Origin of the sequence: Paucibacter sp. M5-1 (assembly GCF_027498415.2) — a bacterium.
Taxonomy (GTDB): Bacteria; Pseudomonadota; Gammaproteobacteria; order Burkholderiales; family Burkholderiaceae_C; genus Roseateles_E.
In genome coordinates this window covers 5,649,084-5,668,658 of sequence record NZ_JAPZLM020000001.1, presented here as the reverse complement: position 1 = coordinate 5,668,658, position 19,575 = coordinate 5,649,084, and the positions used below count along the sequence as shown (strand labels likewise).

Here is a 19,575-nt window from a genome sequence, read left to right as displayed (position 1 = left end):
CTTCAGGTTCTACTTTTGCTTGGAGGCGCTGCGCTGCCGGGCCTGGGCTATGGCCTCGTTGATCTCGCGCACCGATCGGTCGATCTCGGCCTCGTCCAGTTCGCCGCTCTTGCGCTCCTGCGCCTGGAGGGCGGCGGCCGCAGCCTGTATTGTCGAGGCGAAGCCCTCGTCGCCGAGGTCCTGGGTGGAGATGGCGCCCTCGGGCTCATCCTCGCCCTCCCACTCGACGGCCAGCGCGGTGACATTGTCGCAGCGCGGCCCGCCATTGCGCAGCGCCTGCTCGACCAGCTCCGGCACCGCATCGGCAATCGGCAGTGCGGCCAGCTGCGACACCAGCTCCGGGTCGCCCACCGTGCCCCACAGACCGTCGGAGCACAGCAGCAGCCTGTCCCCCGGCTCCAGCGCCAGCGGCCCGCTGATGTCCACCATCGGCTTGCCCGGGCTGCCCAGGCAGGTGAACAGCACATTGCGATTGAAGCGCTCGGCCCCGCTCGCGCTGCGGCCCAGCGCCTCCTGCAGCTCGGAATAGGAGTGGTCGCGGGTACGGGCGATCAGATGGCCGGCGCGCACCATATAGAGCCGCGAGTCGCCGCAATGGGCCCAGAACACATAGCCCCCCTGCAGCACGCAGGCGACCACGGTGGTGCGCGGCGTGTCGCCCAGGTTCTTGTCGGTGCCGTAGCGCAGCAGGGTCTGATGCGCGATCAGCACCGCGTCTTGCAGAAAGCGCGCCGGGTCGGCCAGGGTCGGCTTGGCATCGCGCTGGAACATCGCCGCCAAGGTCTGCAAGGTGATCTGCGCGGCCACCTCACCCTCGGGGTGGCCACCCATGCCGTCGGCCAGCGCGAACAGCCCGGCCTCGCGGGTGTAGCAGTAACCCATGCGGTCTTCGTTCTTCTCCCGGCCACCGCGTCGGCTGACCTGGTAGATGCCGAATTTCACGCCTTCGCCCCAGTCTTGAGATTCTCGAGCTGCAGCTTCAAGCGTTCGCTGAAGCTCAGCTTGGTGTAGCGCCTCTCGGTCTCACGGGCCAGTTCCTTTTGCAGCGCGAACACGCTTTGCGGCCGCGACAAGGGGTCCAGCGACATGCACCACTCCGTCACCTCGATCAGGTTGTCGGAATAGACATTGCGCAGGCGCGACAGGCTCAGCGCCAGCCGGTCCTTCTCCAGGCGCTGCGGCGCATCGTTGGGCGGATAGCCCTGCATGCCGGCGTAGATGCAGGCACCGATCGCGTAGATGTCGGTCCAGGGGCCCAAGGAGCCATCGCGGCGGTACATCTCGGGCGCGGCGAAGCCGGGCGTGTACATGGGCCGGATGAAATTGCCTTCCTTGCTCAGCACCTCGCGCGCGGCGCCGAAGTCCAAGAGCACGGCCTTGTTGTCGTTGGTGATGAAGATATTGGCCGGCTTGATGTCCAGGTGCAGCATCTTGTGCTGATGGACGATGCGCAGGCCGCGCAGGATCTCGTCGTAGAGGCTGCGGATGGTTGACTCGCGGAACACCTTGTCGCGCTTGAGGTCGCGGGCCGTGACGATGAAGTCCTGCAAGGTGTCGCCTTGCAGATAGTTCATCACCATGTAGACGGTTTCGTTCTCGCGCAGGAAGTTCAGCACCGAGACCACGCTGGGATGCGAGATCTGCGCCAGCGAGCGGCCTTCCTCGAAGAAGCTGCGCAAGCCGAGTCGGTACAGCGGTTGCTTCTCGGGCTTGACGCGCGGCGTCAGTTCTCCGGGCGAGCGCTCGGCCAGGCTGGAAGGCAGGTATTCCTTCAGGGCAACGAGGTGGTGCTCGGGGTCTTCGGCCAGATAGACAACACCGAATCCGCCTGCTGCCAGCTTCTTGATGATCTGGTAGCCCCCTACCACCGTACCCGCAGGCAAGGGCGCCGGTTTCGGCTTTGACATAATCGCGTTTTGATTGCTACACCGATTGCGAGATGCCAGTCTACAGCATGACGGGTTATGCCAGCGCCAGCTCGCAGCCCTCTTCCCACAGTGAAACCGGCACTCAAACCGGCGCGAGCGTGACGGTTGAACTCCGATCGGTCAATGGGCGTTTTCTCGACCTTGGCTTTCGCATGCCCGAGGATTTGCGCGGCCTGGAGCCGGCGCTGCGCGAGCTGCTGACCGCAGGCTTGAAGCGCGGCAAGGTCGAGATGCGCATCAACACCCAGCGCGAGGGTGACAACACCTGGCCCCAACCGCAGCCCGAGCAGCTCAACCGGCTGGCCCGCCTGGAGTCCACCGTGCAGGGCTGGCTGCCCAAGGCACAGGGCCTGTCGGTGCACGAGATCATGCAGTGGTGCAAGGGCGGCGGTGTCACCGAAAAACTGGACGAGGCCACCTTGGAGGCCGCACGCCGCTGCGTGTCAGGTCTTGCCGAGGCACGCGAGCGCGAGGGCGAGAAGCTGGTTGCCATCCTGATGGAGCGCATCGGCCGGCTGCGCGAACTGGCCACCCAGGCCGAGCCGCTGGTGCCGGCCGTCGTGCAGCGCCAGCAGCAGCGCTTTCTGGAGCGCTGGCAGGAGGCCCTGGTCGCGACCGGCGCGGGCCAGAGCATCCCCGAGGATGCGCTGCGCGAGCGCGCCCTCAACGAGGCTGCCGCCTATGCGATCCGCATCGATGTGGCCGAGGAATTGGCCCGCCTGCGCGCCCACCTGGAAGAGATCGCACGGTTGCTGAAAAAAGGCGGCGAGATCGGCAAGCGTCTTGACTTCTTGATACAGGAGTTGCATCGCGAAGCCAACACCCTGGGCTCGAAATCCGCCGCGCTGGAGCTGACCAATGTCTCGGTCGAGATGAAGGTGGCGATCGAGCAGATGCGCGAGCAGGTCCAAAACATTGAATAGTGTTTTTGGGGGTCCAAGACTTCCCGCAAACACCTCGTAACCTGTTGATTAGTAATTTATTTTGTCCCAATCCATCCCAGAACCTTGCAGCGAAGCGCGCGCGTCCTGTGGGGTTTGTTGTGGGGGTTTTCAGGATTTTCGCCTGTGCGAGCGACGGCCCAAAAAAAGACTCCACAAGCTCCACAGGAGCAAATGGGAATGGTCAAGCAACAAAGACCTCTCACCGACCGAGAACTGAAAGCGCTCCTTGCCAACGGTGCCATTGATCGAAGCGTTGGCGAGGGCCTGACCTTCGTCGCCAGCACGACGGCGGCTCGCAACGGCAAAGCGACTTGGGTCCTGCGGTTTCGCTTGAACAACCGCGCCCGCGAAAAGGTGCTTGGCCGCTACCCTGAGTTGTCACTGAAGGACGCCCGAGAGCAGGCCCGCAAGGATCGTGCGCAAGTCGAGCAAGGCGTCGATGTGGCAATGGTGAAGCAGGCGATCAAAGCACGCCTGAACGAGGCCGCGACGGTGCAGAGTCCCGGAGAGCACTGGCATGCACGCCACATCCAGCCGATGTACGCGGGAGCACTTGAAACCGTCCTGGAATGGAAAAACCCCGTAAACCAATGATTTACGGGGTTTCTTGGTATGCCTTGGGACTGTACGACACAGTCACTTGGCGGAGTCGGAGAGATTCGAACTCTCGATGCAGGTTTTGCCCACATACTCCCTTAGCAGGGGAGCACCTTCGGCCACTCGGTCACGACTCCAGCTGAGCCTCGCATTCTATACGAAGAATTCGAGGCTTCAAGGAAAATCAGGCAGAAATTTCCTGATCCAGGTCGAAGGCCTTGTGCAGCGCACGCACCGCCAGCTCCATGTACTTCTCGTCGATCACGACCGAGGTCTTGATTTCGCTGGTGCTGATCATCTGGATATTGATGCCCTCTTCGCTCAGTGCGCGGAACATCTTGGACGCAACGCCCACATGCGAGCGCATGCCTATGCCGACGATGGAGACCTTGCAGATCTTCGGGTCGCCCAGCACCTTGGCAGCCTGGGTGGCCGGGCCGACGGTGCTCTCCAGCAGTTCCATCGTGCGCGCGTAATCGTTGCGGTGCACGGTGAAGCTGAAGTCGGTCTTGCCGTCCTGCGAGACGTTCTGGATGATGACGTCGATGTCGATATTGGCCTCGGCCACCGGGCCCAGGATCTGGAAGGCGATGCCGGGCTTGTCCGGCACGCCCAGCAGGGTCACCTTGGCTTCGTCACGGTTGAAGGCGATGCCCGACACGACGGCTTGTTCCATTTTTTCGTCCTCTTCAAAACTGATCAGGGTGCCGGACTTGGCTTCCTCGTTGATATCGATGTCCCAGGGCGTGAAGCTCGACAGCACGCGCAGCGGCACGCGGTACTTGCCGGCGAACTCGACCGAGCGGATCTGCAGGATCTTGGAGCCCAGCGAGGCCATCTCCAGCATCTCTTCGAAGCTGATGGTGTGCAGGCGGCGCGCCTCGGGCACGATGCGCGGGTCGGTGGTGTAGACACCGTCCACATCGGTGTAGATCAGGCACTCGTCGGCCTTCATCGCAGCGGCGATGGCCACGGCCGAGGTGTCGGAGCCGCCACGACCCAGGGTCGTGATGTTCTGATCTTCGTCAACGCCCTGGAAGCCGGCGATCACGACGACCTTGCCGGCGGCCAGATCGGCGCGCACGCGCGCGTCATCGATGCTCTCGATGCGGGCCTTGGTGTGCGAGGAATCGGTCTGCACCGGCACCTGCCAGCCTGTGTAGCTGACAGCTTCCAGGCCCTCGGCCTGCAGCGCGATCGCCAACAGGCCGACCGAGACCTGCTCACCGGTGGCGGCAATCATGTCCAGCTCGCGATTCAACTCGGGGCTGGACGAGGCCGGCGCCAGCTCCTTGGCCAGGCCCAGCAGGCGGTTGGTCTCGCCGCTCATCGCCGAGGGCACGACCACCATCTGATGCCCGGCGCGCGCCCATTTGGCGACGCGCTTGGCCACATTGCGGATGCGCTCGGTGGACCCCATCGAGGTCCCGCCGTATTTGTGAACTATCAGTGCCATGGGGATTCTTCAACGCGGGGGTCGAGGCCCTGAATCGGGCAAGGGGTGCGCCGCGGTCGCAGCCCACGATTCTAGCTGCCGCACCGCAGCAATCGACGCCCGGGGCGTTACATGCGAGGCACAGGACGCCAGTCCAGGCTCAGTTGCGGCTCGCCCGGCCGGGCAAGACAGCGCGCATCCGGGCCCAGCCCGGGCACGAACAGCAGTTGCTCGTCCGCATAGAGCAAGGGAGCATTGCGCTGCCAGGCCGGCAGGGCCGCGCTCTGAAACGCCTTCTTCAGGCTGCGCGGCAGGCCGGCCGGATGGCGCTGGAACTGCTCACCCCCCTCGCGCGGGCGCATCACCAGCGATGCCAGGCTCGCGGCGGCCACGCCACCGCGCTCGACGGCTTCAACAATCCACTCTCCCTGCCAGGCCGGCACGGGATGGACACCGGGCCGCCCCAGATTCAGTTCGACCACAGGCGCCGCGGTCGCAGCCGGCGTAGGGACATACTGCAGGCGCCACCGATACAGCCTCAGCGAAGCGCCGGCGCAAGGCCAGGCCCCCTGCCCTGCGCTCGACTCGTGCAACAGCCGCTGCACCAGGCTGGCCGGTGCCGGTCGGCCGAGCCGGGCGCGCAACCAGGCCCGCAAGGCATTGCTGGCGCGTGCCGGCGACAGGGCCAGCAGACCCGCCATGTCCAGGCCCTCGGGGCCGACGAGTTGCGCCAGATCCGCAGCGGCCATCTCATGCTGCAAGGCCAAGGCCTGTTGCGCCCATTCGGCCGTCCGGGCCAGGCTGGCTTCGGTGGATGGAAAAGCCTGGCTCAGCCCCGGCCACACCTGCAAACGCAGGCGGTTGCGGGCGTAGCGAGGGTCGCCATTGCTGTCGTCATCGATGTAGTCCAGGCCATGGGCGTGCAGATAGGCCTCGATGGCCTCGCGCGGCTGCGCCAGCCAGGGTCGGGCCCAGAGCAGGCCATCGCGCCATTGCTGCGCCGGCATCGCCGCCAGGCCGGCCACGCCGGCGCCGCGCAGGGCCTGCAGCAGCAGGGTTTCGGCCTGATCACGGCGATGCTGGGCCAGCAGCAGCAGATCGGCGCCGGCCGCCTGGGCCATCATGCTCAGCGCCGCATAACGACCCTCGCGGGCCCAGGCCTCGACGCTTTGCGCCGCCGCCGGCGCGCCGTCCAGACGCTGCGACAGCAGGCGCAAGGGCAGCCCCGAGGCGGCCCAGCGCTCGCATTGCCGCTCGCAGTGAGCCAGCCAATCGTCCGCATGGGCGCTAAGCCCGTGATGCACATGCAGGGCCACGACCTCGAGACCGAGTTCGCCGGCCCGACGGGCCGTCGCATGCAGCAAGGCGGTGGAATCGCGGCCGCCGCTGTAGGCAACCGCTACACAGCGGCGCGACTGAGGCTCAGCGGCTCTTGGTGTCGGTGAAGCGACCATAGGCTTGCAGGCGCTCATAACGGCGCTCCAGCAATTCCTTGGGCTTCAGATCGCTGACCTGGCGCAGCGCATCGGACAGCGCACGCTTCAGATAGGAGGCCATGGCCTTGGTGTCGCGGTGAGCGCCACCGACCGGCTCGTTGACGATCTTGTCGATCAGGCCCATGGCCTTCAGGCGGTGGGCGGTGATGCCCAGCGCATCGGCCGCTTCGGCCGCACGTTCGGCGCTCTTCCAGAGAATCGACGCGCAACCTTCCGGCGAAATCACCGAATAGGCGGCGAACTGCAGCATCAGCACCTGGTCGGCCACGCCGATGGCCAGCGCGCCGCCAGAGCCACCCTCGCCGATCACGGTGGCGATGATGGGCACTTCCAGCTGGGCCATCTCGAAGATATTGCGGCCGATCGCTTCCGACTGGCCACGCTCCTCGGCACCGATGCCGGGATAGGCGCCCATGGTGTCGATGAAAGTAAAGACCGGCAGACCGAATTTCTCGGCCAGCTTCAGCAGGCGCAAGGCTTTGCGATAGCCCTCGGGGCGCGGCATGCCGAAGTTGCGCTTGGTGCGCTCCTTCGAGTCGGCGCCACGCTGGTGGCCGATGACCATGCAGGCCTGGCCGTTGAAGCGGGCCAGGCCTCCGACGATGGCGGCATCGTCGGCGTAGTGGCGATCACCGTGCAGTTCCTGGAACTCGGTGAACACATCGGCGCAATAGTCCAACGTCTGCGGGCGCTGCGGGTGCCGGGCGATCTGGTAGACCTGCCAGGGCGCCACATTGGCGTAGATGTCCTTGGTGAGCTGCTGGCTCTTCTTGCTGAGGCGGTCGATCTCTTCGGAGATGTCAACGGCGGACTCGCTCTGCACGTAGCGCAGCTCTTCAATCTTGGTGTCGAGCTCGGCGATCGGCTGCTCGAATTCGAGGAAATGTTTCTTGCTCATCCTGCTTAGGTCTTTCAGAGATGACGGCCCGCTATCGGTAGATACGGGCCGAGATACCAGGGTCAGGGCTCCACCGGGAGCGGATCAAGGCTGCGCCAAATGTACCATGTGGCTACCGAGCGGTAAGGGGCCCAGGCCTCCCCGACCTCACGGCCCTCGGCGCGCGATACCGGCTCGCCGCTGAAGTAGTTCTGGCTGATGCCCTTGAGCAGACCGGGGTCGTCCAGCGGCATCACATTGGGCCGCATCAGGTGGAAGATCAGGAACATCTCGGCCGTCCAGCGGCTGATGCCACGGATCGCCACCAGCTCCTCGATGATGGCTTCGTCGTCCATCTGCGTCCATTGGCGCACATGCACACGGCCCGCCTCGAAGTGCTGGGCCAGATCGCTGAGGTACTCGACCTTGCGGGCCGACAGGCCGGCCGCGCGCAGATCGGCCACCGGCAGGGCCAGCACGGCGGCCGGCTGGATCACGCGGGCGGTCGGCATGCTGATCAGCGCGGCGAACTTCTCCCAGGCCGCCTGCGCGGACTTGACCGAGATCTGCTGGCCGACGATGGAGCGCGCCAGGGTCGTGAACGCATCGCCGCGCACCTGCAGCCGTGCCTCGCCGAACTGCGGGATGAGTTTCTTCATCACGCGGTCACGCTTGGCCAGATGACGACAAGCCTCGTCCCAGTAGTCCGGGGTCACCCCCGCTGCAGCGCGTCCCACCTCAGGCCTTCATCCACGTCGTGCCCTGGGGCGAGTCCTGCAAGACAATGCCGGCGGCCAGCAGTTCCTGACGGATGCGGTCGGCCTCGGCGAAGTTGCGCGCCGCCTTCGCCGCCGCCCGGGCGTCGATCTGCGCCTGGATCGCGGCCTCGTCCAGGCCGCTGCCAGCCTGCAGGTACTGGCGCGGCGGCTGCTGCAGAATCCCCAGCACCGCGCCCAGGCTCTTCAGCAGGCGCGCCTCGTCCAGCGAGCGGCTGCGGTTCAGGCTGGCGGCCAGCTCGAAGAGCTGGGCCACCGCGCCGGGCGCATTGAAGTCATCATCCATCGCGACCCGGAAGGCGGCCGCCTGCGGCTGTGTCCAGTCAATCTCGCCGGCCTCGACGTCGAGGCCATCCAGCGCCGTGTAGAGCCGGCGCAGTGCGCTGCGCGCATCGTCCAGATTGGCATCGCTGAAATTGAAAGGGCTGCGGTAATGGGTGCGCAGCATGAAGTAGCGCAGCGTCTCGCCGTCGTAGCGCTTGAGCACATCCTGGATCGTGAAGAAGTTGCCCAGGCTCTTGGACATCTTCTCGTTGTCGACATTCAGGAAGCCGTTGTGCATCCAGACATTGACGAAGGGCTTGCCGCCACTGGCGCCCTCGCTCTGGGCGATCTCGTTCTCGTGGTGGGGGAACTGCAGATCCTGCCCGCCGCCATGGATGTCGAAATGCTCGCCCAACAAGGCACAGGCCATGGCCGAGCACTCGATATGCCAGCCGGGGCGGCCGGGGCCGTAAGGGCCATGGTACTTGGCGTCTTCGGGCTCGCTGTCCTTGGCGGCCTTCCAGAGCACGAAATCCAGTGGGTCGAGCTTGCCGTCGTCGACGGCGACACGCTCGCCGGCACGCAAATCGTCCAGCGACTTGCCGGACAGCTTGCCGTAGCCGGGGAACTTGCGCACCGCGTAGTTCACATCGCCGTTGCTGGCGCGGTAGGCCAGGCCCTTGTTTTCCAAGGTACCGATCAGGTCCAGCATCTGGCCCACATAGTCGGTGGCACGCGGCTCATGCGTGGGCGTCTCGACGCCCAGCGCGCCGATATCGCGGCGCATCGCGGCAATCATCTCGTCGGTCAGCTCGCGGATGCTGATGCCCCGCTCGACCGCACGCCTGATGATCTTGTCCTCGATATCGGTGATGTTGCGCACATAGGTGACTTTGAAGCCCGAGGCCTTGAGCCAGCGCTGCACCACATCGAAAGCCATCATCATGCGGGCATGGCCGACATGACAGAGGTCGTAAATCGTCATGCCGCACACATACATGCGCACATGGCCGGGATCGATAGGGCTGAAGGGCTCGACCTTGCGGGTCAGCGAGTTGTAGATGCGCAGGGACATGGGATCTTGATTTGCCAGCGTCGGTCGTGAATCGATGGCGAGCTCAGGGTTGGGCTGCGGACGGCTCTGTTGCGATGGGGACTTCGAAATCAGGCACTTCGAGATCGCATCAAGCGCGCAGCGGTGGGCCCCGTAGAATCGCTCAGTATAGCGGCTCGCTCTTCGGCGACGCCCAGGCCCCGGGCTCAGCGCCCAAGAACTTATGTACAGTCCTGCTGCCAGCTTGCATCTCTTTTTCCGCCCCCACAGGCTGCGCCTTGCGGCGCTGCTGACAAGCGCGTGGCTGTGCGCGCTGCCGGCCGGCGCGCAGGATTTCGACGCGGCCCAGGCCCTGTGGCTGCAAGGTCAGAAGACCCAGGCGCTGCAGACCGTGCAGGCCGCGCTGGCCTTAAACCCCAACGATGCCAAGCTGCGCTTTGCCCAGGCCGTGATGCAGATGGAACTCGGCCAGGCCAGCCAGGCGGAAGCTGGGCTGCTGGCCCTGACCCAGGACTACCCCGACCTGGCCGACCCGTTCAACAACCTGGCCGTGCTCTATGCCGCCCGGGGCGAGCTGGACCTGGCCCATGCCGCGCTGGAACAGGCGGTGCGGCTGCAGCCCGAGCACGCCCAGGCCCAGGAGAATCTGGGCGACGTGCTGCTGCGCATGGCGGCCCGCGCCTATGGACTGGCGCTCAAACATGGCAGCGGCGACGGCGCGGCGCTCAAGCTCAAGCTGAGCCGCTTGAGCCCGGCGCGCTGACGGCCTGGGTAACAATAGCGCTCTCGCGTTTTTCAGCCCGCAACCATGTTCATGCAAAAACACTCCTCACTCCCTGCGCTGGGCCTGCTGGCGCTGCTGGCCGCCGCACCGGCCTGGGCCCAGACGGTCAAGCTGAGCACGACCGAGGGCGATATCCGCATCGAGCTGGACGCCCAGAAGGCGCCCAAGTCGGTCGACAACTTCATCAAGTATGTGAAGGCCGGCCATTACAACGGCACGATCTTCCATCGCGTGATCGAGGGTTTCATGATCCAGGGCGGCGGCTTCACACCCAAGATGGAGCAAAAGCCGACGCGTCCGCCGATCCCGCTGGAAGCCGGCAACGGCCTGAACAATGTGCGCGGCACGCTGGCCATGGCCCGCACCGGCGACCCCAACTCGGCCACCGCGCAGTTCTTCATCAATGTCGTCGACAACCCCTTCCTGGACGCCGCCAACGCGCGCGACGGCAAGGGCTATGCGGTATTCGGCCAGGTCGTCGAAGGCATGGACATCGTCGACAAGATTCGCATCAAACCCACGGGCAACCAAGGCATGCATCAAAACCTGCCTCTGACACCCGTGATCATCACCAAGGCCATTGTGGAGCCCAAGAAATGAGCAAGATCGTTGAACTGCATACCAACCACGGCCTGATCAAGGTCGAACTCGACGATGCCAAGGCACCGCTGAGCGTCGAGAACTTCCTGAGCTATGTGCGCAAGGGCCATTACGACGGCACGGTGTTCCACCGCGTCATCAAGGGCTTCATGATCCAGGGCGGCGGCATGGAACCCGGCATGAAGCAGAAGGCCACCGACGCGACGATCCAGAACGAGGCCAACAACGGCCTGACCAACGAGCATTACACGCTGGCCATGGCCCGCACCAATGCCCCGCATTCGGCTTCCAGCCAGTTCTTCATCAACACGACCAATAACGGTTTCCTGAACTTCAAGTCCGAGACCCCGTCGGGCTGGGGCTATGCCGTGTTCGGCAAGGTCATCGAAGGCAAGGAAGTCGTCGATGCGATCGAGAAGGTCAAGACCGGCCGCAGCGGTTTCCATGACGATGTGCCGCTGGAAGATGTGGTGATCGAGCGCGCGGTTGAAATCGCCTGATATCGACACCCCGACCCTGATCGCGCCTCCCGAGTGGGGCGTGATTGACTTTCTGTCGGACCTGCATCTGGCGCCCGCCACGCCGCAGACGCTGGCGGCTCTGCAGCAGCACCTGGAGCGCACGCCGGCACAGGCGGTGTTCCTGCTCGGCGATATCTTCGAGGTCTGGATCGGCGACGATGCCCGCTTCGAAGGTTTTGAAGCCGAATGCACGGCCCTGTTGCAACGCGCCGGACAGAAACGTCGGCTCTTCTTCATGGCCGGCAACCGCGACTTTCTGCTTGGTGAGGCGATGGCGCAGGACGCCGGCCTGCAACTGCTGCCCGACCCGGTCGCACTCGAGGCCTTCGGCCAGCGCCTGCTGCTGAGTCATGGCGACGCGCTGTGCCTGGACGATCATGACTACCAGCGCTTTCGCGCCCAGGTGCGTGGCACAGACTGGCAGCGCGAATTCCTGGCCCAGCCGCTGCCGCAGCGCCGCGCGATCGCGCGCCAGATGCGCGAGGCCAGCGAGCTGAACAAGCGCCGGCAAACGCTACAGACCTGGTCCGACCTCGATGCCGACGCCTGCCGCGACTGGCTGCGGCGGGCCCGGTGCCAGGTCTTGTTGCATGGCCACACGCACCGCCCGGCCGTCCATGATCTGGGCGAAGACCTGAGGCGCTGGGTGCTGTCCGACTGGGACCTGGAGGCCGAACTCCCGCGCGCCGATGTGCTGCGCCTGGACGCCCAGGGCTTGCGGCGCGTCGCCCCGCTCTGATGCTGGGGCGCCTGTGGTCGGCCTGGCGGGCCAGGCGGGAGGCGCAAACGCTGCGCGACTACGCCATCCCCGAGCCGCTGTGGCGCTTGACCTTGCTGCGCTACCCCTTCATCGCCGCCCGTTCCAGCGAGGAACTGGCCGAGCTGCGGCGCCTGTGTTCGCTGTTTCTGTCCACCAAGGAATTCCATGGCGTCGACGGCTTCGAGGTCACGGACGAGGTGGCCCTGGCTGTCGCGGCCCAGGCCTGCCTGCCGGCGCTGCGCCTGGGTCTGGCGGCCTACGACGGCTTTGTCGGCATCGTGATGCATGCCGGCGAGGTGGTCGCGCAGCGCGAGTTCATTGACGAGGACGGCGTGGTCCACCGCTACGAGGAGGTGCTGGCCGGCGAGGCGATGGAGGGCGGTCCCTTGATGCTGGCCTGGAGCGAGGTCGACAGCGACGACCCCGCCTCGGCAGCGCCGGACAGCATCTATAACGTCGTCATCCATGAATTCGCCCATGTGCTGGACATGGGCGACGGCCTCGCCGATGGGGTGCCGCCGCTGGGCTCGGTGGCTGAACACGAACGCTGGCTCGATGTGATCGAAGCCGAGTGGCAGTGGTTTTGCGAGCAGGTCGATGCCGAGGCGCCGACCCTGATCGATCCCTATGGCGCCGAGAGTCTGGAGGAGTTCTTCGCCGTCGCGGCCGAAGCCTTCTTTGTGGCCCCCGCCGAGCTGAAGTGGGAGCAGCCTGCGCTGTATGAGCTACTGGCCGGCTACTTCAGGCAAGACCCGGCACCATGAAAAAAGGCCCCGAGGGGCCTTTTCTGATCAGCTCGCCGTCGCCGGCTCGGCCTTGGGCTTGTTGTCGCTGGCACGCTTGAGCGGCTGGATATCCAGCTGCACCGCGCCCGCCTCGTCCACATCGACGCCCAGACGCCCACCGTCGACCAGGCGGCCGAACAGCAGCTCGTCGGCCAGGGCACGGCGAATCGTGTCCTGGATCAGGCGCTGCATCGGCCGCGCGCCCATCAGCGGATCGAAACCCTTCTTGCCCAGATGCTTGCGCAGCGCATCGCTGAAGGTGACCTCGACCTTCTTCTCCTGCAACTGGCTTTCCAGCTGCAGCAGGAACTTGTCGACCACGCGCAGGATGATCTCCTCGTCCAGGGCCCGGAAGGACACGATGGCGTCCAGCCGGTTGCGGAACTCGGGCGTGAACAGGCGCTTGATGTCGGCCATCTCGTCGCCCTGCTCGCGCGAGTTGGTGAAGCCGATGCTCGCTTTGTTCATCGTCTCGGCGCCCGCATTGGTCGTCATGATGATGATGATGTTGCGGAAGTCGGCCTTGCGTCCGTTGTTGTCGGTCAGCGAGCCATGGTCCATCACCTGCAGCAGCACGTTGAAGACATCCGGATGCGCTTTCTCGATCTCGTCGAGCAGGAGCACCGCATGCGGCTTCTTCGTGATCGCCTCGGTCAGCAGACCGCCCTGGTCGAAACCGACATAGCCCGGAGGCGCGCCGATCAGGCGGCTGACCGCATGGCGCTCCATGTATTCGGACATATCGAAGCGGATCAGCTCGATGCCCAGGATATAGGCGAGCTGCTTGGCGACCTCGGTCTTGCCGACGCCGGTCGGGCCGCTGAACAGGAAGCTGCCGATCGGCTTGTCCGGCTTGCCCAGGCCCGAACGCGCCATCTTGATCGCGGCCGCCAGCGCATCGATGGCCGGCTCCTGGCCGAACACCACGCTGTTGAGGTCCCGGTCCAGGCTCTTGAGCTTGCCGCGGTCATCGCTGGACACCGAAGCGGGCGGGATGCGCGCGATCTTGGCGACGATATCCTCGACCTCGTTGCGGGTGATGGTCTTCTTCTGCTTGCTCTTGGGCAGGATGCGCTGGGCGGCGCCGGCCTCGTCGATCACATCGATGGCCTTGTCCGGCAGATGGCGGTCGTTGATGTACTTGGCCGACAGCTCCGCCGCCGCCTGCAGCGCACCCAGCGCGTACTTGACGCTGTGGTGCTCCTCGAAGCGCGACTTCAGGCCTTTCAGGATCTCGACAGTCTGCTCGACCGAGGGCTCAACGACGTCGACCTTCTGAAAGCGCCTTGAGAGCGCCGCGTCCTTCTCGAAGATGCCGCGGTACTCGCTGAAGGTGGTCGCGCCTATGCACTTCATCGCGCCGGAGGACAAGGCGGGCTTGAGCAGATTGCTGGCGTCCAGCGTACCGCCCGAGGCCGCACCAGCACCGATCAAGGTGTGGATCTCGTCGATGAAGAGCACCGCATTGGGCTGGTCCTTGAGCTGCTTGAGCACCGCCTTCAGGCGCTGCTCGAAGTCGCCGCGGTACTTGGTGCCCGCCAGCAGCGCGCCCATGTCCAGCGAATAGACCACGCTGTCGGACAGCACCTCGGGCACGTCGCCCTCGGTGATGCGCCAGGCCAGGCCCTCGGCAATGGCGGTCTTGCCGACACCGGCCTCGCCAACCAGCAGCGGATTGTTCTTGCGCCGGCGGCACAGGATCTGCACGACGCGCTCGACCTCGTGCTCGCGGCCGATCAGCGGATCGATCTTGCCGTCCTTGGCCAGCTGGTTGAGGTTTTGCGTGAACTGCTCCAGGGGCGAGCCCTTGCCGCCGCCCTGCGCATCGGCTTCTTCACGCTCGCTCTCGCCGCCACCGCTGCCTTCCTGGCCCTTCGGAGGCTCCGGCGGCTCGCTCTTCTTGATGCCATGGGCGATGTAGTTGACGACGTCCAGCCGGGTCACGCCCTGCTGGTGCAGGTAGTAGACGGCGTGCGAGTCCTTCTCGCCGAAGATCGCGACCAGCACATTCGCGCCGGTAACTTCCTTCTTGCCGCTACCGGTGGACTGCACATGCATGATGGCGCGCTGGATCACGCGCTGGAAGCCCAGCGTCGGCTGGGTGTCCACTTCCTCGCTGCCACCCACCGTGGGCGTGTTTTCCTTGATGAACTGCGCCAGGCTCTTGCGCAAATCATCGATATTGGCCGAACAGGCCCGCAGCACCTCGGCCGCAGACGGGTTGTCCAGCAAGGCCATCAGCAGGTGTTCGACGGTGATGAATTCGTGACGCTGCTGACGCGCTTCGACAAACGCCATGTGCAGGCTGACTTCAAGCTCTTGCGCAATCATGCGGCCTCCATAATGCACTGCAGGGGATGGCCGGCTCGCCTTGCGGCGGCCAGCACCAACTCAACCTTGGTGGCCGCCACGTCCTTGGTGAACACACCGCAAACGCCCCGGCCCTCATGGTGGATTTTCAGCATGATTTGGGTTGCAGTATCCAAGTCATGGCGAAAAAACTCTTGTAGCACCATGACGACAAACTCCATGGGCGTGAAATCATCATTGAGCAGCAGCACCTGGTACAGGCGCGGCGGCTCGGTTTTCTGCGCCACCCGTTCCAGCGTGGTGGTGCCGTCCGCATCGTCGCGGCCGGGCCCGACGCCCGGGGTTTTCACCGGCGGTTCGGGGGGCTTGTTGGGTAGATCGGGCATAGGCTGATTCTATAGAGTGGGGCCGGAGCGCGCCGCTGCAAGGGGATCTTCCGTCAAGCATTCCACAAGCACTCCGGGATATGGGGGCGAGCTGCGCGCCTTTTCAACGCCCGACCCCACCCTCTCCGTACAACTACCCCCCGGGCAGGCCCTGAATTGACAGCCGGTGGACCGCGCTTTGAGAATCCCGCCGGTACAAAAACCAGTGGGGTGGAGACGGTTATGGCAGTAGGAACGGTGAAATGGTTCAACGACGCCAAGGGCTTCGGCTTTCTTGAACCGGAGGCGGGCGGCGAGGATGTATTCGCCCATTTTTCGGCCATCCAGATGGAAGGCTTTCGCACGCTGCGCCAGGGTGGCCGGGTCAGCTTTGATCTGGTGCAAGGCCCCAAGGGCCAACTAGCACAGAACATCCGCCCGCTGGACGAGGCCGAGCTGATACCGGAAGGCCAGGCGCTGCGCGCCGCCTGAAGCGGCACTGATGCGGCACTGCCCAGATCCGGCACCGGGAGGTGCCGGATGGGGGTTTTACATCTGATCGATCATGACCTGGCCGAAGCCGGAGCAGGAGACCTGGGTCGCGCCGTCCATCAGGCGGGCGAAGTCATAGGTGACCTTCTTGCTGGCGATGGCCTTTTCCAGCGCGCTGATGATCAGGTCGGCGGCGGCCGTCCAGCCCATATGGCGCAGCATCATCTCGGCCGACAGGATCTCGCTGCCCGGGTTCACATAGTCCTTGCCTGCATATTTCGGCGCGGTGCCATGGGTGGCTTCGAAGCAGGCCACCGAGTCCGACATATTGGCGCCGGGCGCGATGCCGATGCCGCCGACCTGGGCGGCCAGCGCGTCGGAGATGTAGTCGCCGTTCAGGTTCAGCGTCGCGACCACCGAGTACTCGGCCGGGCGCAGCAGGATCTGCTGCAGGAAGGCATCGGCGATCGAATCCTTGATCGTGATGTCCTTGCCGCTCTTCGGGCTCTTGAACTTGCACCAGGGGCCGCCGTCGATCAGCTCGGCGCCGAATTCCTTTTGCGCCAGGCTGTAGGCCCAGTCACGGAAGCCACCCTCGGTGTACTTCATGATATTGCCCTTGTGCACGATGGTGACACTGGGCTTGTCATTGTCGATGGCGTACTGGATGGCCTTGCGCACCAGGCGCTCGGTGCCCTCGCGGGAGACCGGCTTGATGCCGATGCCCGAGGTATTGGGGAAGCGGATCTTCTTGACCCCCATTTCCTCCTGCAGGAACTTGATCAGCTTCTTGGCCTTGTCGCTCTCGGCCTCGTACTCGATACCGGCGTAAATGTCTTCCGAGTTCTCGCGGAAGATCACCATATGGGTCTTCTCGGGCTCCTTCAGCGGCGAGGGCACGCCCTTGAAATACTGCACCGGGCGCAGGCAGACATACAGGTCCAGTTCCTGGCGCAGCGCGACGTTCAGCGAACGGATGCCGCCGCCGACCGGCGTGGTCAGCGGCCCCTTGATCGAGACCACATACTCGCGCAGCACCTCCAGCGTCTCGGCCGGCAGCCACACATCGGGGCCGTAGACCTGGGTGGCCTTCTCGCCGGCATAGATCTCCATCCAGTGGATCTTCTTCTGGCCGCCGTAGGCCTTGGCCACCGCCGCATCGACCACCTTGATCATCACCGGCGTGATGTCGAAACCGGTGCCATCGCCCTCGATGAAGGGAATGATGGGCTGATCGGGCACATTCAGGGAGAAGTCGGCGTTGACGGTGATCTTCTGCCCGCCCTCGGGCACCTTGATGTGTTGATACATGTGTGGTCTGCTCCGCGCAAAGCGCAAGGGGGTGAAACGACTGAGGCGCCGATTCTATGCCGGCAAGTCCGGCGACGGGCTCAAGTCTTATATAAGTGTTGGGCTCAGAAAGCGCGGCCGCACCAGTCGGCGATCTGCACCCAGACCCCATGGCCCAGCGCGAAAACCGAGGCCGCCGCCAGACCCAGCCCGGCCAGCCGGATCGCCCAGACCAGGCCGCCCTCCCCGACGCCGAACAGGCGGCGCAACAGCGCCGGCCCGAGCACCAGGCCCAGGCCGGAGCCGGCGGCGAAGGCCGTCATCACCAGCGCCCCCTGCGCCGGCCCCGAGGCCAGCGCCGCCACCACCAGGGCCGACTGCAGCAGGCCGCAGGGCCAGGCCAGCCAGCCCAGGCCGCCCAGCAGCGCGCGGGTGGGTCGCCCCCCGCCCAGCGCCGCCTGGCCGGGCCGCAATCCCGCCAGCGACACGCTGGTTTCGCGCGACACCCGCTGGCCGAGGTTTTCCAGCCAGGCCGGCTGGCGCCCGCGCCACAGCAGATAGAGCCCCAGGCCCAGCGCCGCCAGATGCACCATCAGCCACAGCGGCCGCAGCACCGCGGTGGCCTGACCCAGCTGCGCGGCCCAGCCGACGCTGGCGGCCGCCAGCGCACCGCCGGCCGCATAGCTGAGCCAGCGGCCGAACTGGAACGAAGCCATCGCGCGCGGCGCGCCGCCGCTCAGGCCGGCGCAGGCCGCGCCGCACATCGCCAGGCAATGGGGGGAACCGGCCAGGCCCATCAGCAGGGCCGAGCCGGCAAGCGCTGCATCCATGCTCAGATGATCTTAGAAAAGCGCTCTCTTGTGCGATCGGCCTGCAGATAACGGTCGAACACCATCGCGACGGCCCGCACAAAGTACCAGCCCAGCGCCGTCACCTCGATCGCGTCCGGCGTGATCGTGACCATGCCGGCCTGCTGCAGCGGGGCCAGCCGCTCCAGTTCGGGTCGGAAGTACTCGCCCACCTTGATCAGATGGGCCAGCTCGATCGACTCGAACTCGACCCGGCCCTGGCACATCAGCGCCATGATCATCGCGCGGCGCAGCAGGTCGTCGCGCGTCAGCGCCAGGCCGCGCACCACCGGCAGTTGGCCCTGGCGCAGCGCGTCGTAATACTCGGGCAGGGTCTTGGCGTTCTGGCTGTAGGTGGCACCGACCCGGCCAATGGCCGAGACACCCAGCCCGATCAGATCGCAGTCGGCCTGGGTGCTGTAGCCCTGGAAATTGCGGTGCAAGCGCCCCTGGCGCTTGGCCACCGCCAGCGAGTCGGTCGGCAAGGCGAAATGGTCCATGCCGATATAGCTGTAGCCCTGGGCAATGAAACCGCTGATCGCCCCCGAGAGCATGTGCAGCTTGTCGGCGGCCGGCGGCAGCTGGGTGATGTCGATGCGGCGCTGCGGCTTGAAGCGTTGCGGCAGATGGGCATAGCCGTAGAGCGCGATGCGGTCGGGCCGCAGCGCCGCGACCTGGGCGACGGTGCGGGCAAAGGACTCGGGCGTCTGCAACGGCAGGCCGTAGATCAGGTCGACATTGGTCGACTCGAAGCCCAGCGCGCGGGCCTGGCTCATCAGGCTGGCCACGCTGTCAAAGCTCTGGATGCGGTGCACCGCCTTCTGCACCTCGGCGTCGAAGTCCTGCACGCCGAAGCTCAGCCGGTTGAAGCCCAGGCTGCGCAGATGCGCCAGGCGCTGCTCGGTGACGGTGCGCGGGTCGACCTCGATCGAGATCTCGGCGCCGGCCGCCAGCTTGAAGCGGCTGCGCAGGTCCAGCATCAGCTGGCTCAGCTCGGCATCGCTCAGAAAGGTCGGCGAGCCGCCCCCCAGATGCAGCTGCGACACGGTCTGCGCACGGCCCAGATGGGCCAGTGTCAGGTCCATCTCGGTGTTCAGGGCCTGCAGATACTCGCCGGCGCGCTCATGGTGGCGGGTGATGACCTTGTTGCAGGCGCAGTAGTAGCAGACCGATTCGCAGAACGGCACATGCACATAGACCGACAGCGGCGTGCCGCCACCGACCAGCGAGCCGCTGGCGCGCTGGGCCAGCGCCTGTTCGTACTGGGCCACCGTGAAGGCCTCGACGAAGCGATCGGCGGTCGGGTAGGAGGTGTAGCGCGGGCCGGCCACGTCGTAGCGACGCAGCAATTCTTCGCTGATTCCGAGAGCTGTGGCAGTGGTGCTGTTTGGCATGTCCGCCACTGTGCCAAGCCTAGCTGGCGGGCATTTGACCTGCATCAAGCTTGCT

Annotated in this window: 20 protein-coding genes and 1 tRNA gene; 8 read left to right on the top strand and 13 right to left on the bottom strand. The window is 65.4% G+C overall.

Features of this window, described 5'->3' with window-relative positions:
• Nucleotides 1-9 precede the first annotated feature (9 nt).
• Together O5M90_RS26765 and O5M90_RS26760 are read right to left on the bottom strand one after the other, a co-directional pair.
• Nucleotides 10-942: a PP2C family protein-serine/threonine phosphatase gene (locus tag O5M90_RS26765; RefSeq protein ID WP_269840913.1), complete on the bottom strand. Its 933-nt coding sequence runs from the start codon at nt 940-942 to the stop codon at nt 10-12.
• The gene (locus tag O5M90_RS26760) at nt 939-1,907 is read right to left on the bottom strand and encodes a serine/threonine protein kinase (RefSeq protein ID WP_137942250.1); all 969 of its coding nucleotides are present in this window, start codon (nt 1,905-1,907) and stop codon (nt 939-941) included. The genes O5M90_RS26765 and O5M90_RS26760 overlap by 4 nt, the downstream gene beginning before the upstream one ends.
• A gap of 32 nt (nt 1,908-1,939) precedes the next feature.
• Between O5M90_RS26760 and O5M90_RS26755 the strand changes: the two genes are divergently transcribed.
• A complete protein-coding gene (locus O5M90_RS26755) occupies nt 1,940-2,851 on the top strand; it encodes a YicC/YloC family endoribonuclease (protein WP_262967961.1) in 912 nt (303 codons plus the stop codon).
• 198 nt (nt 2,852-3,049) lie between these two features.
• Nucleotides 3,050-3,466: an Arm DNA-binding domain-containing protein gene (locus tag O5M90_RS26750; RefSeq protein ID WP_269840915.1), complete on the top strand. Its 417-nt coding sequence runs from the start codon at nt 3,050-3,052 to the stop codon at nt 3,464-3,466.
• Between the two features lie 47 nt (nt 3,467-3,513).
• Here O5M90_RS26750 and O5M90_RS26745 read toward each other — a convergent pair.
• From O5M90_RS26745 to cysS, 6 genes are all read right to left on the bottom strand, one after another.
• Nucleotides 3,514-3,606: transfer RNA gene (locus O5M90_RS26745), tRNA-Ser, on the bottom strand.
• Nucleotides 3,607-3,653: 47 nt separating this feature from the next.
• On the bottom strand, nt 3,654-4,925 hold the full coding sequence (locus O5M90_RS26740; RefSeq protein ID WP_137942247.1) for an aspartate kinase: 1,272 nt from the start codon (nt 4,923-4,925) through the stop codon (nt 3,654-3,656).
• Between the two features lie 107 nt (nt 4,926-5,032).
• Nucleotides 5,033-6,358, bottom strand: coding sequence for a tRNA lysidine(34) synthetase TilS (gene tilS, locus O5M90_RS26735; protein WP_440402530.1), 1,326 nt, complete (start codon nt 6,356-6,358; stop codon nt 5,033-5,035).
• Complete coding sequence (locus tag O5M90_RS26730; protein WP_137942245.1) at nt 6,327-7,298, bottom strand: acetyl-CoA carboxylase carboxyltransferase subunit alpha; 972 nt, start codon at nt 7,296-7,298, stop codon at nt 6,327-6,329. The genes tilS and O5M90_RS26730 overlap by 32 nt, the downstream gene beginning before the upstream one ends.
• 62 nt (nt 7,299-7,360) lie before the next feature.
• Entirely contained in the window at nt 7,361-8,014 is a 654-nt protein-coding gene (locus tag O5M90_RS26725; RefSeq protein ID WP_269840917.1) for a DNA-3-methyladenine glycosylase family protein, read from the bottom strand.
• Between the two features lies 1 nt (nt 8,015).
• Complete coding sequence (cysS, locus tag O5M90_RS26720; protein WP_269840918.1) at nt 8,016-9,392, bottom strand: cysteine--tRNA ligase; 1,377 nt, start codon at nt 9,390-9,392, stop codon at nt 8,016-8,018.
• A 223-nt stretch (nt 9,393-9,615) separates the two neighbouring features.
• Here cysS and O5M90_RS26715 point away from each other — a divergent pair, with 223 nt between their 5' ends.
• From O5M90_RS26715 to O5M90_RS26695, 5 genes are read left to right on the top strand one after another with little or no spacing between them, the layout of a single operon-like run.
• Nucleotides 9,616-10,134: a tetratricopeptide repeat protein gene (locus O5M90_RS26715; protein WP_269840919.1), complete on the top strand. Its 519-nt coding sequence runs from the start codon at nt 9,616-9,618 to the stop codon at nt 10,132-10,134.
• Between the two features lie 51 nt (nt 10,135-10,185).
• Nucleotides 10,186-10,755 carry a peptidylprolyl isomerase gene (locus O5M90_RS26710; RefSeq protein WP_440402472.1) on the top strand — a complete coding sequence of 190 codons (570 nt, stop codon included), beginning with the start codon at nt 10,186-10,188 and terminating at the stop codon, nt 10,753-10,755.
• A gap of 5 nt (nt 10,756-10,760) precedes the next feature.
• A complete protein-coding gene (locus O5M90_RS26705) occupies nt 10,761-11,255 on the top strand; it encodes a peptidylprolyl isomerase (protein ID WP_262968509.1) in 495 nt (164 codons plus the stop codon).
• The gene (locus O5M90_RS26700; RefSeq protein ID WP_269840920.1) at nt 11,242-12,015 is read left to right on the top strand and encodes a UDP-2,3-diacylglucosamine diphosphatase; all 774 of its coding nucleotides are present in this window, start codon (nt 11,242-11,244) and stop codon (nt 12,013-12,015) included. Before O5M90_RS26705 ends, O5M90_RS26700 begins: the two co-directional genes overlap by 14 nt.
• Nucleotides 12,015-12,800, top strand: coding sequence for a zinc-dependent peptidase (locus tag O5M90_RS26695; RefSeq protein WP_269840921.1), 786 nt, complete (start codon nt 12,015-12,017; stop codon nt 12,798-12,800). The genes O5M90_RS26700 and O5M90_RS26695 overlap by 1 nt, the downstream gene beginning before the upstream one ends.
• A 27-nt stretch (nt 12,801-12,827) precedes the next feature.
• On the opposite strand, the gene clpA is transcribed toward O5M90_RS26695, so the two are convergent.
• Both clpA and clpS read right to left on the bottom strand, forming a co-directional pair.
• The gene (clpA, locus tag O5M90_RS26690) at nt 12,828-15,152 is read right to left on the bottom strand and encodes an ATP-dependent Clp protease ATP-binding subunit ClpA (RefSeq protein WP_137942240.1); all 2,325 of its coding nucleotides are present in this window, start codon (nt 15,150-15,152) and stop codon (nt 12,828-12,830) included.
• Nucleotides 15,149-15,517, bottom strand: a complete 369-nt coding sequence (clpS, locus tag O5M90_RS26685) for an ATP-dependent Clp protease adapter ClpS (RefSeq protein ID WP_137942239.1) — start codon at nt 15,515-15,517, stop codon at nt 15,149-15,151. Before clpS ends, clpA begins: the two co-directional genes overlap by 4 nt.
• 222 nt (nt 15,518-15,739) lie before the next feature.
• On the opposite strand from clpS, the gene O5M90_RS26680 reads away from it, so the two are divergent.
• Nucleotides 15,740-15,988, top strand: a complete 249-nt coding sequence (locus O5M90_RS26680) for a cold-shock protein (RefSeq protein WP_137942238.1) — start codon at nt 15,740-15,742, stop codon at nt 15,986-15,988.
• 57 nt (nt 15,989-16,045) lie between these two features.
• On the opposite strand, the gene icd is transcribed toward O5M90_RS26680, so the two are convergent.
• From icd to hemN, 3 genes are all read right to left on the bottom strand, one after another.
• Nucleotides 16,046-17,299 carry an NADP-dependent isocitrate dehydrogenase gene (gene icd, locus O5M90_RS26675; RefSeq protein ID WP_137942237.1) on the bottom strand — a complete coding sequence of 418 codons (1,254 nt, stop codon included), beginning with the start codon at nt 17,297-17,299 and terminating at the stop codon, nt 16,046-16,048.
• 104 nt (nt 17,300-17,403) lie between these two features.
• Nucleotides 17,404-18,108, bottom strand: coding sequence for a sulfite exporter TauE/SafE family protein (locus O5M90_RS26670; protein WP_137942236.1), 705 nt, complete (start codon nt 18,106-18,108; stop codon nt 17,404-17,406).
• A gap of 2 nt (nt 18,109-18,110) precedes the next feature.
• Nucleotides 18,111-19,520: an oxygen-independent coproporphyrinogen III oxidase gene (hemN, locus tag O5M90_RS26665; protein ID WP_171018191.1), complete on the bottom strand. Its 1,410-nt coding sequence runs from the start codon at nt 19,518-19,520 to the stop codon at nt 18,111-18,113.
• Between the last annotated feature and the right edge of the window lie 55 nt (nt 19,521-19,575).